Origin of the sequence: Streptomyces sp. NPDC001599, from assembly GCF_042893535.1 — a bacterium.
Classification (GTDB): Bacteria; Actinomycetota; Actinomycetes; order Streptomycetales; family Streptomycetaceae; genus Streptomyces.
In genome coordinates, this window is record NZ_JBIAVA010000004.1 from 204,528 (window position 1) to 221,628 (window position 17,101).

Consider the following 17,101-nt stretch of genomic DNA (forward strand, 5'->3'; position numbering starts at 1 on the left):
TCAGGTGCGGGCACGTGGTTTTGTGGCGTCGGGCATCGGGCGTCGGGCGCGTGCGAGGCAGCGCACGGGGAGCCTACATGGAAACGATTTTCACGCCTACCTGGCCCCGCGCCATCCCGCCATGGGCACCTCGAAGTGCACGATCCCCTGCCCGCCCCCGGCATCCTCCCGCTCGTCGTGCACCACCTTGGCCAACGACCGCCAGAAGGGCTCGGCCCCGGTGACAGCGGGGTCGGTGTGCAGATAGACGGCCCGGTATCCCCCGTCGGCGACGGCGAACGCCAGCAGCTCGTCGACGAGCCTCCGCGCCAGCCCCCGCCGACGGTGCTCGGGCCGGACGTAGATCCGCCGCAGCTGCGCGGTCACTCCCGAGGGGAACCGCTCGGCGACGTGCGCCGGGTTCGGCGGGTGCGCGGGCCCCCGGGAGTCGAGGGCTCCGGTACCCACGACCTCGCCGTCGGCGGCGACAGCGACGAGGAGCGTGTGCCGGGCGGGGCTCAGGTACGCCCCGGCCGGGTCGATCACATCGGCGTGCCAGCGCGGGACATAGCCGCTGCCGAAGTCGCGGTAGACGGTGTCGAGCATGACGGCTCGGGCGGCGTCGAGGTCGGCGGGAGCGGCTGTCCTGATGCTGTAGTCGGTGGTGCGCACTTGCACATCGTACGCATTAACTGGAAATACGCGATCACCCTCCCCTGCTGGGACGACCGTCATCCCCTCATCAGGTCTCCTCTTCCCACCTGGGCAAGCAGCGGCGGTTCCGCAGCCCCTTCGTAGCCGAGATGGAGTTCACGCCGAGCCCGGGTCGCGAGGACGTAGTACGTCATGCGCAGAGCCGCCGAGGTCGGGTCGGTGGCGGCGTCGGTGTGAGTGTCCGGGACAACGACGGTGTCGAAGCCCAGGCCCTTGGCGCTGGCCCGGTGGACGATGACGATGCCGGGGCGGCCGAGGTCGAGATTGCGGTACTGACCTCCTTTGGCCTCCGACGTATAGAGCTGGGGCTTCAGCCGTGGTGCCCTGCGCGACAGGCTGCCCAGCAAGGAGAACTGGGTGTGTTTGGAATTGACGATCACACCGATGGCGTCCCCGGGGCGCCGCTCGGCGAGCAGCGCCAGTAGATCGGCCGCACCTCGCTCGGGGAACCGGTGCAGCCGTGGCGGCGGACCCTGCCGGTCGGGCAGGAGCGGCGTACCGGGTCCTGTGCGGAAATGAGCCGCGAAGGACGCGATCTGTTCCGTGTTGCGGTGGTTCCCGTCCAGGTCGTGGCGGCCACAGCGGCCGAGGCGTCCGGCGATCTCAGCGAGGGTGGAGTGGGTGTCGGTCAGGCGCTGGCATTCGTCCGCGAACACCGTGACGCGGGCGCCGAGCATTCGGCAGAGCCGGTAGAACTCGGGCGGCAGGTCCTGACCCTCGTCGACAACCAGGGTGAGGTCCGGCACCGGTCCGGTGTCGGCTGCCCGGTCGAACAGCGCGCTCCAGTCGTACCAGCCGTCCGCGGTGGTCGGAGCCTTGCCGTCGTACCACTGGGCGAGCCAGGCGTGCGCCGTGGTGACCCGTACACCTCGGTCGGTGGGGGCCAGTGCGTGGACCGTCGCGGCCAGCGACTGCCGCAGCAGGTTGGACCGGGTGAGCAGGGCGACAGGCGGACCGGTGAGGCTGAGCATGACGGCCCGTTGAGCCGCCAGGAGGCTCTTGCCGCTGCCCGGCGGTCCGCTGACCAGGTGGTTGCCGTCGAAGGGCAGGGCGTCGAGACCGGCCCGCTGGTCGGGGGTGAGGTCGAGGTAGGTGAGGGTCACGATTCCTCCAACGCGTCTGCCGCGGCGGCCCGTGCGGCGGTGACGATCGGCTCCAGGTACCCGTGTACGTGCTCGCCGCCGACGACGAGGGTCCGGTCCAGAAGGGTGTTGCCGGTCTCGCAACTGGTCTCCGGCAGCAGGGCGCAGGCGTGGCAGGCCGCGCGGTTGAGGTTGCCGAAGCCCTGGCCCGTGTGTTCGGAGCACAGTGGGTCGGCGGAACACCAGGCGGCGGCCTCGGTCATGCGCAGCAGTGTCTCCGCGAGCCGTGGGGGCTCGCCCTGGCGTACGAGTCCGCCGAGTGTTCCCTCGGCGTCCCCCGCAGCGGTGTAGACGAGGATGCCGTACTGGTCCTGTTCGGGGCGGGCGTAGACGCGTTCGCGCAGGCTCGCGGTGGTGTAGCCGGATTCGAAGGAGAGCTGGCGGATGAGGAGGTGCGCGAGCGTGTGCAGGAGGACGAATCGGGGGGCGAGTTCGGGACCCGTGAGGGCTTCCAGGCGGTCCCGTTGGAAGGAGCGGTCCAGGTCCGCCCGCATACCGCTGACGCGTTTGCGTACCTCCCGGTCCGCCTCCCAGCCGGCGAGTTCGGCCGGATTCAGGCTGAGGAAGATTCCTTCGCCGAACACCTCCACGGCCGGCAGCCACTTGAGCCGACGGGCGGTGTCGGCCGGTACCACCGTGGCATCCGGGGAGAGCCTCGTGAAGCCGGACAGCGCCCGCACCTCGCGGAGTCGGTCGGCGAGGACGATCCTGCCGAAGCGACGGGCGAGCGCGGCCCAGGGGTCGGCGCTCTCCCCCGCCAGGCCGAGGGTGCTCTCGCGCAACGCGAAGTCCCGGGTCGCGGGCGGGCTCGGCGCGGTGAAGGCGGTCCACTCCTCGCGGCTGAGGTCGGGGCGAGCCGGGCCGGTCTGCGGATCAGACGACTGCGCCTGGGGGGAAGGTTGTGCCTCCCCCGTCTCCTCCGCTATCAGTGCGTCCAGGAGGGCGTCGTCGGCGCCGGTGTCCTCCTGGATCATCGTGCGGAACGCCGCAGCCCGCGGTGTCGCGGCCACCCGGCACAGGGGGACCCACAGGTCGTGCTCCCGCACCTTGGCCACGACGGCCTCGTCGCCGTGGGCCGCCGGTGCGTCGCTCTCGGGGATGTCGAGGGCCGAGTGCACGATCGGGTAGTACAGATTACCGGCCGTGCGTTGCACGATTTGCACCGGTCGGGGGCATTCCACCCGTTCGTTCGCCCGCTGCCACGGGTTGCGTCCCGAGCAGCGCATGCCGTGGGTGCCGAGGATGTCGAGCAGGTCGCGGGACGCACCGCAGCCCTTGGCGGTGCAGGTCACGGACAGCGCCTCGAGGCCGGAGGCCCGTTCCGAGACCAGGAACCTCAGCCGGTCCCGCTCCTCACAACGTCGACGTTCACCGGCGTCGCGCCGCGAGTGGGCCCAGAACCACCAGTCGACGTCGCTGAGGTGTCCGGCCTGGCAGATCTGTACGAACCGCATGGGCGCCAGCGTCCGGGCCGGTGAGCAGGAGGGGCAGCGCGGCGGCTGACCGGGCTTCTCGTCGGCGATCCGCCAGCGCTTCATCCGCCGGCAGGACCCGCAGAACAGCCAGGACGGGAAGCGGATGTACGGCGCTCCGGGCGCGTCCGGGGCGTCGAAGCGGTCGTTCGCGGTCGCCGGGGCGGCGTAGAACCCGGTGACGCCCAGGCGGGAGGCGAGACGGGCGGACTCGACCCGCTGTCTCCCCCTGGTGGGCCAGTCTCCGATGCCGGTGGCGACGAAGGACTCACCCTGGATGTCGAAGACCGCTCCGACGCCGAACGGCACCACCGTCTGCGACTGCCGTACCCGCAGTGTGCGGCTCACAGGTCCGCTCCCTTCACCGTCACCTGGCACTCCCGGTCCACGTTGCGCATGGAGTTCGGTGTCTCCCAGAGGCCGTAGTTCTGTTCGAAGCTCTTGATCAGGTTGGACTGGCCCTTGCCCTGGCTGCGGTAGTACAGCTCGCGGCCGTCCTTGTGGGCCTGGCGGGCCGCGTCCTCCCAGTCGGTGATCAGGCCCGCGAGCTCCGCCCGCACCTCGTCACCGACGCCGGGTTCGACGGCCACGGCACGCGCGGTCAGCTCGTCGGCGAGCGCTTCCAGCTCGGGGATGCGCTCCAGGACCTGCCCGGCCTGGTTTTCGGCGGCGAGGCCCAGCCGGTGCCGGACGAGGACGACCAGTGCGGCGTGCAGGGCCCGTCGGCGGGAGGGCACCGACCAGGGGGTGACACTGGTGGGCTCCACGTGCCGGTACAAGGACCGGTGGTACACGTCGAAGGTCTCATAGTGCGAACGGTCCCGGGGGCGGGTCGCGTTGAAGAACGTCACCACGAGGCCGGGCACGGTGTGCCGGCCCACGCGGCTGGTGGCCTGGATGTACTCGGCGGTCGTCTTCGGCTGCCCCTGCATCAGCATCAGCGCGAGCCTCTTGACGTCCACGCCGACGGACAGCATGTTCGTGCAGGGCAGGAAGGACACCGACTGCGGGTCGTCCCAGCCCTTCTCCAACCGGTCCAGCAGCACGGGCTGTTCGGCTCGCGGGAGGTTGCTGGTCAGTTCCTGCACCTGGTGGTCCGGCAGAGCCCGAACCGCGTTGCCGGTGTCGAGTCCGGCGAGCTGGGCGGGGATGTCGTCGGCCGCGGCCGTGACCGTGCGGCCGAGTTCCCGCAGGCTGTGGTGGTAGGCGACCAGCGTCCAGTAGGCGTCCCGGTGTTCCAGGGGCAGTTCCCACGCCCCTTGGAGCAGCGCGGCGGCGGTGGCCACGGCGGCACGGCCGGCCGTGTGTCCCTGGGCCATGACGCCGAGGTAGCGGCGGCCGGGCCTGGAGGTGTCGGGTTCGGCGAAGTAGGAGTGGCGGGCGTCGAGACCGGCCGGCGGGAAGAGCTGGACGCTCCCGCCGTACAGGGCGCGTACCTGCTCTCCGGAGCGGCGGATGGTGGCGGTGGAGGCGACGACCTTGGGACCGGTGCCGTCGGGCCCGACGCACAGCCCGAGGACGGCGGACTCGTACAGTCCGACGGTGGTGCCCAGCGGGCCGGTGAGCAGGTGCAGTTCGTCCTGAATGACGAGCGAAGGAGGCAGGTTTCCCGCGCCGTCGCCGCTCGGCGCACCGAACAGCCGGCCCGCCCGCGGTTCCCAGGCCAGCCGGGCGAACTTGTCCACGGTCCCCAGGACGAACGTCGGCGGCCGGTCGTAGAGGTGCTCGTCCACGACGGCGACGGGCAGTTCGTCGTGGAAGACACACTCACGTCGCGGGCAGAAGAAGGCGAAGGAGTCGGCCGTCGCACGCACCCCGTAGTCGCCCGCGTCGGGTGACTTGTGCGCGGGCAGGATGCGCGTACCGCACCAGGGGCAGCGGTCGAGGATGAAGACATCGTCGGGCTGGGCGGCCTGGCGCGCGTTCTCGTAGGCGGTGCGGGCCTTGTCGTACGTGTTCGGGGTGGTGGTCTCACCCACCCACAGACCGATGGAGAACGGTTCGCTTCCGTACGCCGCCGGTTCGGCACGGCGCAGCGTCTCGAGAGCGCAGACGGTGGTGGCGGCGCGCTGGAACTGCTGGGTGGTGAGCAGGCTGAGCGTGTAGCGGCTGAGTACGGCCGTGCCTCCGCCGCCCGGTTCGCGTCGCCGCAGCACCATGGCGAAGGCGGCCAGCAGCAGGTACGCCTCGGTCTTGCCACCGCCGGTCGGGAACCAGATCAGGTCGGTCACGGCCCGGTCCGGGTGCCGCGGATCGGCCGTGCCGTCCACCGCGAGCAGGAAGAACGCCAGCTGGAACGGGCGCCAAGTGGCCCCCTGGTACGGCTCCGGGGCCGGCGGCACTGCCTCGCCGGGCGAGCGCCGGGTACCCGCGAGATCGGCGGCGGAGTGGCGCATCTGCAGCGCCATGGCGCGGTTGGCGGTGCGGAAGGCGTGCAGCAGTTCGGGGCGGCGCGGGTCGCAGAGGGTGCGGACACCCGACTCGATGCGGGTCACGGCCGCGCCGATACGGTCGAGGACCCGGGAGGCGGCCGCGCGTCCCCATTCGGGAACGTCCTCGTTCAGCTGCCCCACGTACCAGGCCCGGTAGTGCGCGGCGAACTCGGCGAGCTCCTCTCGCAGTTGCTCGACCGATACGGCCGGGTCGGCGAGGTGGAGAAGATCGAGCACCGGCGAACCGCTGAGCCCCGCGGCCCGTACGCCGGTGACCTCGGCCTCCGGCATGACGGCTGCGCTCAGTTCGGTCACCTGCTCCCCGGCGTCGTCGCGCCGTTCCGCCACAGCGCATCCGTGGCCGACGGCATGGGTGCGGACGTGGCGGTACTGGAGGCGGAGCTCCTGCTCCTCCGCATCGCGGCTCGCCAGTCGAACGCTGGGATACTGGAGCACCCTGCCGTCCACGGGCCGGGCCCGCAGCTCCACCTGGAACAGCATCCGGTCCCAGTGGGCGGACTTGCCGAGTCCGGGTTCGTGGCGGGCGGAGTTCACCAGGGCGACGGTGATGAGGTTGCCGGTGCCGAACGTCCGGTGCCGCACGCGGATTTCGGCCCGGCCGTCCAGGACCGTGACCTGTTCGCGTTCGGGCGTGAGCCGGTGCGTCTCGGCCGGCAGGGGGACCCGCTGCCAGCTACGGCCCCGCTCGCTCGTGCCGGCCCGGGTCTCGTAACGCGCGGCCGAGCAGTCGACCTCCACGGTGTCCGCATCGGTGTAGAAGCTGAACCCCAGGGAGGAGGGCAGCCACGAGTTGGACTCGGGGACAGGGTCGGAGGCCGGCGCGGCGTCCTCGGCCCGGGTCTCCGTACCCGAACCTTCCAGTTCCTCTGCGGCCACTTCCAACTGACGCTGGAGATCGGCTTCCTGCGGATAGAGGGTTCCCATGAGGTACTGCCGGTCGGGCGGGGCGTCGAGTGTCTCGTGTTCGCCTTCGGCCGGGCCGACGAGCTGCCGCCGGAGGTAGGAGACGAGTTCCTGTCGGGGGTCCATGGCGTTCCTGGGGCTGTGTCGAGTCCGTGAGGTGCTCGGACGGGCGAAGGTGTCAGTGGCGGACGGGGCGCAGGCGGCGCCGAACGGGGCGGTGACGACTCAGGTGCGGCGCCAGCGGTCCCGGATCGAGGTGCGGCCCGCAGCCGCTTCCTGCGCCGCGGACAGCTGGCCCCGTGCGTCGCCGAGTTGTGTTTGCAGATCGCTGAGCTGGGCCTGCAGGTCGCTGAGTTGTGTCTCCAGATCGGTGACGCGCAGCCAGGTGTTGTGCTCGCTCTGCGCGATCCGCTGGGCCGCCTCCCGCTCGGCTTCCTCGGCACGCCGGCGGGCCGCCTGGACGAACAGGTCCCGCTGAGCGACCGCCGCCTCGGCGTCCCGCAGTCGCGCCTCGGTCTCGGCGACACGCAACTGCGCGCCCTGGCGGTACTCCTCCAGTGCCGACTTCGCGGCCCGCTCCCGCAGTTCGGCGGCTCCCTCTGCCGCCTGGAGCCGGGTCTCCAGCTCGGCGGCCCAGGCACCGGCGGTGCGTTCCCGCTCCACGGCGACCGTCTCGGCGTCCCTCAGGCGGGACTCCAGCTCCCTGATCCGGGCCTCCGCGCCCTCGCGGTAGTCGTACAGCCGCCGCTCCAGCTCCTGCGCCCGCTGCTCCCCGTCCGACGCGTCAAGGGCCACCTCCTCCGCGAGTTCGGCCCTGCGCACCAACGCCGCGCAGGCCTCGCGATGCCGTTCCTCCAGCTCCGCGACGTGCGCCTCCGCCTGGCGCCGCGCATGCGCCGCTTGCCGTTCCCGTGCCCGGTCGGCGCGGTGCAGCAGTTCCTCTTCGAGCGCGTCGAGCCGTCTCTCGGCCTCCGCGCGGACCACCGCCACCCGCTCGTCGGCGGCGTCGCGAACCTCGCCCAGCCGTCGCTCGTGTTCCTGCGCGAGCGTCGCGAGGGCCCGCTCGTGCCGAGCGCGGGCGTTGGTCACGGTGTCGGTGTCGGGGCTTGCGTCGAAGGCGGCGTCGGGTTTGGTTCCGGTCTTCGCTCCGGCTCCGGCTCCGGCTTCGGCAGGTGACGACTCGACAACGGCCGGCGGTTGTTCGGCCGGAACGGGTCCTACCGAGGAGAAGGTTGCCGGACGACCGGCGACGAACTCCCGCAAGGCCTCACGGACGGCGGCTCGCGACTCGGCCCGCACCAGCGGCGTCGAGGCCAGGTAGGTCCGGGGAGTCGCCCCGGCCAGCGCGGCGACAGGCCGCTCGAAGAAGTGCTCGGGTCGCAGACCTGCGTTTTTGACCGCGTCAAGAACCGCCTTGAGGACTTCAAGCGCCTCCACCACGGGCCGGTCGAGCATCCCCCGTTGCCGCGCGGACCGCACAACGGCATCCGTCACGGAAGGCCCGAGCAGTACGGTCAACTGCAGATGCCCGAGAGCCAGCAGCGCGTACTCGGCGAGCCAGGAGACTCCCCCGCCCAGCGGCGGCTGCGTCAGTGTCAGGGCCTTGTCCCAGTCGGCGGTCGTCTGCGGCGCGGCCGGGGCGTTGCTCTCCCCCACGACCGGCGCCGGCTCGGCCTTGTCGGCTCCGTTCACCGATTCCTGAGCCTGAGCGCCGATGCGTGTCTGTTCCGGCTCCTCCAGCGCCCGGTCACCGGAGGGCGCCGCGGCGAGCAGCTCCCGCAGGCTGTCACGCACGGCCAGTCGCGACTCACGGTTCACCAGCGGCCTGGCCGCGAGATAGCCGCGGGGGGTCGCCCCTCGCAGGGATTCGGCGGGGCGTTCGAAGAAGTCGTCCGGTCGCTGCCCGGCTTCCACCAGGGTGTCAAGCACCCGGCGCAGCACCTCCAGCGCGGTGAGCACGTCACGCGCAAGACGTCCGTTCCCCGGGGCGTCCCGCACCACCATGTCGGCGGCCGACTGTCCCAACAGCGCGGCCAGACCCTCGTCTCCCAACGCCGTTCGCACGTACTCGGCGAGCCACGAGACCTGGTCGACGGGTGCTCCCGCCATCCGACAGGCCCGTTCCCAGTCGGCGGCGATCGCTGTCGAAGCTCCGGCTTCCGCGACTTCCCCGAGCTCCGTGGCTTCCCCGAGCTCCGCGGCAGCCTCGTCCCGGCCGGTTCCCTCGGCGAATGCGGTCGACACGTCTGCGGCTTCCTCCCTCTCCCCCGCCACCGGGATCTGCGGCAAGGCCTCCGCCACGGGCTCGTTGTCCGCCAGCCGTTCCTGCTGCCGTTCCTGCTCCCGCCTGACCTGGGCCAGGCGTTCCGCCCTGGCCCTGCGGAGGGCGAACCGAGCTCGGGCCGTGCGGGCCGCGTGGGTGGCACGGACGTAACGTGCCGCCCTCTTGGCCTCGGCCGCCTTCTCCGCGGCGCGCTCGGCCTCCTCGCACAGGGCGTCCAGACCGACGAGCCCTGCCGCGCGCACCCGCTCCCGCAGCAGAGGACGCGTCTTGACCTCGATCTGCCGGATCCGCTCCCGTGTGACGCCGAACTCGCGTCCGAGGTCATCCAGCGTCGTGGGCTCGTCCCCGTCCAGGCCGAGCCGCCGCACGAGGATCCGCGCCTCGCGCTCGGTGAACGTGTCCACCACGTCCATGACGGCCTCGGCGAACAGGGCACCGATCACCTGCCGGTCGACCGACGGCAGGAGGTGCGTCCGCGCCACGAAGTCCCCCAGGGTCGCACCGTCGCCGATGACGCGGTCCAGGGAGTCGGTGCGACGGGTCAGGCGGCGGATTTCCTCCACCTTCTGCAGGGTCATGTCGCACCGCACGGCGACGTCGGCCGTGCTCGCGTACCGTCCCTCGGCGGCCAGACTGCGCTCGGCCCTGGCCACCTTGCGCATCTGTTCGTGCATGTGCACGGGTATCCGGATCAACGCGCCCTCGTCCGCGATGGCCCGGGTGACGGCCTGCCGGATCCACCAGGTGGCGTAGGTGGAGAACTTGTTGCCCATGGTCGGGTCGAACTTCCGCGTGGCCCGCATCAACCCGAGTACGCCGTGCTGCACGAGGTCCTCGTAGTCGAGGCCCTGGTTCAGATGCGAACGCACGAGGGAGTGCACGAGCCGCAGATTGTGAAGGACCAGACAGTCGCGTGCCCGGACTCGAACGTCGTCGCGTGGCAGCGCCTTGAGTTCGTCCTCGTCGGGTTCCTGGGCGATCCTCTCTGCCCCGCCCCGCAGGAGCGCGGTCAGCCCCACCTCGGCCTCGGCGCTCAGCAGGCGGTTGTGCGGACTGCGTTCGAACCGGTCGGATTCCAGCACAGCCCGAGCGGCCGCCAGTGCACTGTCCAGGTCATTCCCCGTCACGACGGCAGCGGTGCCGGCCGCAGGCGCTGCTGCGGCCTCCCGGGGCTCTTCGGGCGCCTCCGCATTCCCCGCCGTCCCGGCGTCCGCAGCAGGTCGCACAGTGACCCCCGCCCGCAACTCCTCGGCCTCGCGGGCGTCAAGCCCTGCCAGTCGCACCACGCCCTCGACCGCTCGGGCCGACAGGTATCCGGTGCCGTCCTCATACCGGGAGAGCAGCCCTCGAGCGAGCAGAACACGTGTGGTCACATTTTCTTCACGGGCGCCTACAACCTTTTCACTGCTACTCGAGTCGACCTTCACGTGCATATGCAACCCCCGCACCAGGAGGCCCACCCGGGCCAGCTCGGCACGCAACCGAGCCCGTTCGCCGTCGCTCAGCCCGAGCGTGCGCACACCCTCGGTGAACTCGGCCTCCGGCACCACACCGCCGACCGCGACGAGTCGCAGCCGCTTGAGCAGCTCGCCCAGCACGACTGTCGACACGGGCGCGTCGGACCCCTCGACCATGTGGCGCCTCACAATCTCCACCCCAACCCGCGAACACAGGCGAGTGTACTTCGATGCGTTGACAGTATCAACGCATTGATCCTCGTGTAATGTTCACACGCCGCGTCACCTGAAACGACGTCAGGGAGGCGCGAAGTCTCGGGGGCACGTCGGTTCCAAAGGGAACAGCGGGCCCAAGAATGAGGGGGCGGCCATGGGCCACGAGCTGATCGACGGCAGATTCCGCAACGGCCAGGTCATCGGCAAGGGCAATATGGGGGAGGTCCACCGGGCCGAAGATCTTCAGATACCGGAGGGCACCTCCGGGCGTTCGGTCGCCGTGAAGACGATCCTGCGCAGCCGCACGGGCGCCCTGATCGACACCGCCGCGGACACGAAGGCGGTGGAGCGCTTCGCGCGCGAGGTCCGCATCATGCGTCGGCTCGAGCACCCGAACCTCACACGACTCATCGCGGGCGGGGTAGCCGGGGACAGCGGACTGCCGTACCTGGTGATGGAGTTCCTGGACGGTGAGACGCTGCGCGATCTCGTCGAGGAGGAGCACCAGCTGCCCCTGTCGTGGGTGGCCGCGATCGGCGCGCAGATCGCCGACGGTCTCTCCGCTGCCCACGCCGCCGACGTGGTGCACCGCGACCTGAAGCCCGCGAACGTGATGCTGACCCGTGGCGGAACCGTCAAAGTCCTCGACTTCGGCATGGGCCGCATCGTCGACGATCCGGACGAGGCTCGGCTGACCAGCACCGGCGTCAGCGTGGGCACGGCCCGCTACATGGCACCGGAGCAGTTCGAGGCCCGCCAGGTCACCCAGGCCGCCGACCTGTACGCGCTCGGCTGTGTGCTGTACGAAATGCTCGTCGGTGTACCGCCCTTCGTCAGCGAGTCGCCGTTCGAGCTTGCCCGCAAGCACCTCGAGGCCGAGCCGACTCCCCTCGGCGTCATCCGTACGGAAATCCCTTCCGAGCTCATCCGCCTCGTGGGCAGGCTGCTGGCGAAGGACCCGGCCGACCGTCCCGCGACCGCGGCCGAGGTCCGCGACGTCCTGCACCCGCTGGCTCTGCGGGACGGGGACGCCGCGCAACTCCCCCACTGGAGCGCTCTCGACCCGACACGCCCGCTGGCGGTCGCTGCCGCCCGTGGCGCGGTCGCCCGCACAGCCCCGGCCACACCTGTCGCGCGGCCCGTGCCGGTCACTGCCTCCGGCACCGCGATGGACGTCTTCGGCGTACACCGCTCCCTCATCAAGGACTATCGCGACTTCACCGAGGGCGGCACCGTCATTCGGGACGACCGCGTCGCGGCGTTCGTGGAGAAGGACCTCGACAACAAGTCGCAGTGGCCGGACCCGTGGCTGTCCCTCAACCCGTTCTTCCAGAGCGGCGGCACCGTTGCCGAACTGGTCGGCGACCAGGTCATCCACCCAGAATGTGCCCGCATCTTCCAGGCCGGCAAGACGGAGGGCGGCACGGTCCCGGACGGCCGGCCGCTCACGCTCCACCGCCACCAGCGCGAGGCCGTCGACGCCGCCGCGCGCGGCGCTTCGTACGTGCTGACGACCGGCACCGGCTCCGGCAAGTCGCTGTCGTACATCGTCCCGATCGTGAACCGGGTGCTGCACGAACGGGACGCCGAAGGGCCGAAGGCCGTCAAGAGGGTGCGCGCCATCATCGTGTACCCGATGAACGCGCTGGCGAACAGTCAGCTCAAAGAGCTGGAGAAGTACCTGCGCGACGGCTACGGCCAGGGCCGCGAGCCGGTCACCTTCGCCCGCTACACGGGCCAGGAGGACGACGCCAAGCGCCGGGAGATCCGGGACAACCCGCCCGACATCCTGCTCACCAACTACGTGATGCTGGAGCTGATGCTGACCCGGCCCGCCGACCGGGCCAGCCTCATCAAGATGGCCAAGGGCCTGGAGTTCCTGGTCTTCGACGAGCTGCACACCTACCGCGGCCGACAGGGCGCCGACGTGGCCCTGCTGATCCGCCGGGTCCGCGAGGCCTGCCAGGCACCCGGCGTGCAGTGCATCGGCACCTCGGCCACCATGTCGACCGAGGGCACCCTCGAAGATCAGAAGAAGGTCGTCGCCGGTATGGCGAGCAGGCTGTTCGGCACGCCGGTCAACCCTGAACACGTCATCGGCGAGACCCTGGTCCGCGCCACCGACGGGGCACCGGGAACGGTTCCCGCCGAGCGGCTGACCTCACCGGCCGCTCCGCGCGCGTATGCCGACCTCGTGCGGGACCCCTTGGCCCGCTGGATCGAGACCCGCTTCGGCCTGGCCACGGACGAGGTGACGGGCCGCCTGGTGCGCCGGCGGCCGACCACGCTGGACGCGGCGGCTGCTGAGCTGTCGGAGCAGTCGGGGGTCACCAAAGAGGACTGCGCGAGGGCTGTCGAGGCGACCCTCGACGCCGGCTCGCAGGCCCGGCACCCGGTCACCGACCGGCCGCTGTTCGCCTTCCGCCTGCACCAGTTCCTCTCCAAGGGGGACACCGTCTACGTCACCCTGGAGGACAAGCTCTCCCGCCATCTGACCCGTTCCTATCAGCTGGAGCAGCCGGGCAGCGGCGGCAAGCTGCTGATGCCGTTGGCCTTCTGCCGGGAGTGCGGCCAGGAGTACCTGACCGTCTGGCGTGACGAGAAGGACGGCGAGGTCCGCTACGAGGCCCGCCGTGACACCTCGGCGACCGGTGGACGGCAGGGCGACGGCTACCTCTTCATCGACCCGGAGCGGGCCTGGCCGTCCAGCGTCCAGTACGCCGTCGACGACCGCCGCCTGCCGGAGTCCTGGCTGGAGCTGGACGAGAGGGGCCAGGAGGTCCTCAAGAAGACGTACCGCGACCGGGTACCGCGCGCCGTCACCGTGGACCCGCTGGGCTACGAGGGCCGGGGCGAGCTGCAGGCCGCGTTCATCCCGTCACCCTTCCTGTTCTGCCTCCACTGCGGTGTGGCCTACGAGCAGACCCGCGGCCGGGACTTCGCCAAGCTCGCGACGTTGGACCAGGAGGGCCGCTCTTCGGCGACCTCCCTCATCTCCGCCTCCGTGGTGCGATCGCTGAAGTCGGTTCCCGAGGAGGCCCTGGACAAGGAGGCACGCAAGCTCCTCACCTTCGTCGACAACCGTCAGGACGCTTCCCTCCAGGCCGGGCACTTCAACGACTTCGTGCAGATCACCCAGTTGCGCGGAGCCCTGTTCCGGGCGGCACTGGACGCGGGCGAGGACGGCCTCACCCACGAGGAACTGGCCTCGGCGGTGACGAACGCGCTCGCGATCGGCCCCGCGGACTACGCCGGGGACGCCGACCAGCCCCCGACCCTCGCCAAGGCCGCCGCCAAGACCCTGCGCGACGTGGTCGCGTTCCGGCTGTACCTCGACCTGGAACGCGGCTGGCGCATCACCATGCCGAACCTGGAGCAGACGGGTCTGCTGGAGATCGACTACGCGGACCTGCACTGGGTGGCGGAAAAGCAGGACCGCTGGGCGCACACGCACGCGGCCCTGCGGGACGCCGACCCGGCCCTGCGCGCGGAGATCACCAAGGCGCTGCTGAACGAGATGCGCCGCTCCCTCGCCATCGACGTGGCCTACTTCCGCGACGACTTCGACGCGTTGCAGCGGGCCAGCGAGGAACGGCTGGTGGATCCGTGGGTGCTGTCGGCCTCCGACCGGCCGAACGTCGGCACCGCCTACCCGCAACCGTCGACCGGCCGGGGGCTGAACCGCTCCGGCCTGTTCCTCTCCGCGCGCGGCAAGTTCGGCAAGTACCTCAGGCGCGCCGACCCGTCGTTCAGGAATCTCTCCCCCGAGGACCTGCAACTCGTCATCGCCGAGCTGCTCAAGGTTCTGGCGGCGAACGGCCTGGTAAAGGAGGTGTCCGAGGCCCCGCAGCGGGCGGGCGGCCGCTACCGCCGGCCCACCGCGGAGGCCCGGACGGGATACCGGGTGGCGGCCCAGTCGCTGGTCTGGCGGCCCGGCAAGGGCGAGACGGGCGCGCACGACCCGTTGACGCGGACCTACCCCAGCGGTGACGGCCCGCGGGTGAACAGGTTCTTCCGCGACCTGTACAAGGAGGCGGCGAGCGCGCTGTCCGGCATGTTCGCGCGCGAACACACGGCACAGGTCGCGCCCGAGGAGCGGGAGCGACGCGAGGAGGCGTTCCGCAAGGCGGAGCTGAAGCTGCTGTACTGCTCCCCCACCATGGAGTTGGGCGTCGACATCTCCTCCCTCAACGCGGTGATGATGCGCAACGTCCCGCCCACTCCGGCCAACTACGCCCAGCGTTCCGGCCGAGCGGGCCGCAGCGGTCAGCCGGCGCTGGTGACGACGTACTGCGCGACGGGCAACAGCCACGACCAGTACTACTTCCGCCGCTCGGAGCGGATGGTGGCGGGCGCGGTGGCCCCACCCCGTCTGGACCTGGCCAACGAGGACCTGGTCCTCTCGCACCTGCAGGGCATCTGGATCGCGGAAGCCGGCCTGAAGCTGGGCCGCGCGATACCCGAGATCCTGGACGTGTCGTACCCGGACACCGGCGACCGCCCGAATCCGGCCCTGGGACTGCTGCCCGACATCCTCGACGCCTCCCTGGACGAGAGCGCCCAGGACCGCACGGTGGACGCGGCACTGCGGGTGCTCGGCCCGCTGCTGCCGGCATTCGCGGCCGACACGACGTGGTGGCACGATGACTGGATCCAGGACCGGGTCCGCACGGTTCCCCAGCGTTTCGACCAGGCCTTCGACCGGTGGCGACAGCTGTTCCGCGCCGCGCTCGACGACCAGTACATCCAGAACAGGCGACGCCTGGACTACAGCCTCACGGAGCTCGACCGCAACCGTGCCAACGCCCGCCGCCGCGAGGCGGAGACGCAGCTCAACCTGCTGATGAACGAGAGCGTCGACAGCAAGTCGGTGCTCTCGGACTTCAATCCCTACCGCTACCTCGCCTCCGAGGGCTTCCTGCCCGGTTACAGCTTCCCCCGTCTGCCGCTGGCCGCGTACATCCCGACGGTCGGCCGCCGCCGCGGCGAGGGCGACTACCTCCAGCGCCCGCGATTCCTGGCCATCCGCGAGTTCGGCCCCGGTGCGCTCATCTACCACGAGGGCGCGCGCTACCAGGTGACCCGCATCCAGCTCCCGCCGGACTCGTCCGGGGACCTGGCGACCAGCGAGGCCCGCCGCTGCGCGCACTGCGGCTACCACCACGACCCGGCCGAACGCCAGGACCGCTGCCACATGTGCGACGAGCCCCTCGGCGCGGCGACCCACGGTCTGCTCCAGCTGCACACCGTGTACACCACGCGCCGGGAGCGGATCTCCTCCGACGAGGAGGAACGCCGCCGCGCCGGCTACCGCATGGAGACGTCGTACCGCTTCCAGGACCACGGCGCCCGCAAGGGCCGCCTCAACGCGTCCGTCACCGACAGCGGGGGCGTCCCGCTGGCCGACCTGGCGTACGGCGACTCGGCAACAGTCCGGATCACCAACCTGGGCCGGGTCCGCGCCAAGAAGGACGAACCGGCGGGCTACTGGCTCGACCTCGCCGACGGCCGCTGGATGAACGACAAGGACGCCGCCGAGGCCTCCGGTGACTCCAGCGAGCTGCCGATGGTCGAGGAGGACGGCAAGGAGCGGCGCCGCAAGAAGCGCGTCATCCCGTACGTGGAGGACCGCCGCAACATCCTCGTCCTCACCCTCGACGAGGCCTTGCCCGAGCCGGAGGCACTGTCCCTCATGTACGCGCTGGAGAGGGGCATCGAGGCCGCGTTCGAGCTGGAGGACGCCGAACTGTCCAGCGAACTGCTGCCGCCGGACGGCGGGCCGCGGGGCCGGTTCCTGTTCATGGAGGCCGCCGAGGGCGGCGCGGGCGTACTCCGCCGTCTCCAGGCGGAGCCGGACGCGCTGGCCAAGGCAGCCCAGTACGCGCTGTCGATCTGCCACTTCGACGACGACGGCACCGACCTGGGCGGTCCGCACCCGGACCGGCCGTGCGCACTCGGCTGCTACGAGTGCCTGCTGACGTACGGCAACCAGCTCGACCACGCCCGGATCAACCGCCACGCCGCCCGGCACCTGCTGGTGCGTTTCGCGTCGGCGACGGCGAGGCGCGAGGCACGCGGCGAGTCGCGGTCGGAGCAGTTCCGCCGCCTGCTCGACCGGACCCCGACGGCACCCACCCCGGTGGAGACGTCGACCGCCGCCGATCTCGCCGCCCAGGGCGACTTCCTGGGCTGGGCGAAGGCACGGGGACTGCACCTGCCCGACGAGGCCGCGCCGTTCCTCACCGAGGCGAACGCGCGACCCGACTTCGTATACCGGCTGCCCGGCGGAAACGTGGCCGTCTTCGTCGACGCTCCCGGCCAGGAGCAGGACACCCTGCGCGACGAGGACGCCGAGGACCGCCTCTTCAACGCCAGTTGGGACGTCGTCCGCTTCGCCCACGACGCCGACTGGGACGCCATCGCCGCCGCGAACGCCCGCTACTTCGGCACCTCTGCCGCCAACTGATCACCTTCACCGAAG

General features: G+C 71.1%; 6 protein-coding genes. 1 reads left to right on the forward strand and 5 read right to left on the reverse strand.

Annotation, left to right across the window (positions count from 1 at the left end):
- Nucleotides 1-96: 96 nt before the first annotated feature.
- The 5 genes from ACFYZ3_RS13685 to ACFYZ3_RS13705 all read right to left on the reverse strand — a co-directional run bounded on the left by ACFYZ3_RS13685 (nucleotide 97) and on the right by ACFYZ3_RS13705 (nucleotide 10,557).
- Nucleotides 97-651 (reverse strand): GNAT family N-acetyltransferase, encoded by a 555-nt coding sequence (locus tag ACFYZ3_RS13685; RefSeq protein ID WP_388516268.1) that lies wholly within the window; start codon nucleotides 649-651, stop codon nucleotides 97-99.
- Between the two features lie 59 nt (nucleotides 652-710).
- Nucleotides 711-1,796 carry a DNA helicase gene (locus tag ACFYZ3_RS13690; RefSeq protein WP_388516270.1) on the reverse strand — a complete coding sequence of 362 codons (1,086 nt, stop codon included), beginning with the start codon at nucleotides 1,794-1,796 and terminating at the stop codon, nucleotides 711-713.
- Complete coding sequence (drmB, locus tag ACFYZ3_RS13695) at nucleotides 1,793-3,655, reverse strand: DrmB family protein (protein WP_388516271.1); 1,863 nt, start codon at nucleotides 3,653-3,655, stop codon at nucleotides 1,793-1,795. The genes ACFYZ3_RS13690 and drmB overlap by 4 nt, the downstream gene beginning before the upstream one ends.
- On the reverse strand, nucleotides 3,652-6,789 hold the full coding sequence (locus tag ACFYZ3_RS13700; protein ID WP_388516273.1) for a helicase-related protein: 3,138 nt from the start codon (nucleotides 6,787-6,789) through the stop codon (nucleotides 3,652-3,654). The genes drmB and ACFYZ3_RS13700 overlap by 4 nt, the downstream gene beginning before the upstream one ends.
- 99 nt (nucleotides 6,790-6,888) lie before the next feature.
- Nucleotides 6,889-10,557 (reverse strand): sigma-70 family RNA polymerase sigma factor, encoded by a 3,669-nt coding sequence (locus tag ACFYZ3_RS13705; protein ID WP_388516275.1) that lies wholly within the window; start codon nucleotides 10,555-10,557, stop codon nucleotides 6,889-6,891.
- 217 nt (nucleotides 10,558-10,774) lie between these two features.
- Here ACFYZ3_RS13705 and ACFYZ3_RS13710 point away from each other — a divergent pair, with 217 nt between their 5' ends.
- Nucleotides 10,775-17,086 (forward strand): protein kinase, encoded by a 6,312-nt coding sequence (locus ACFYZ3_RS13710; RefSeq protein WP_388516277.1) that lies wholly within the window; start codon nucleotides 10,775-10,777, stop codon nucleotides 17,084-17,086.
- Nucleotides 17,087-17,101: the final 15 nt, after the last annotated feature.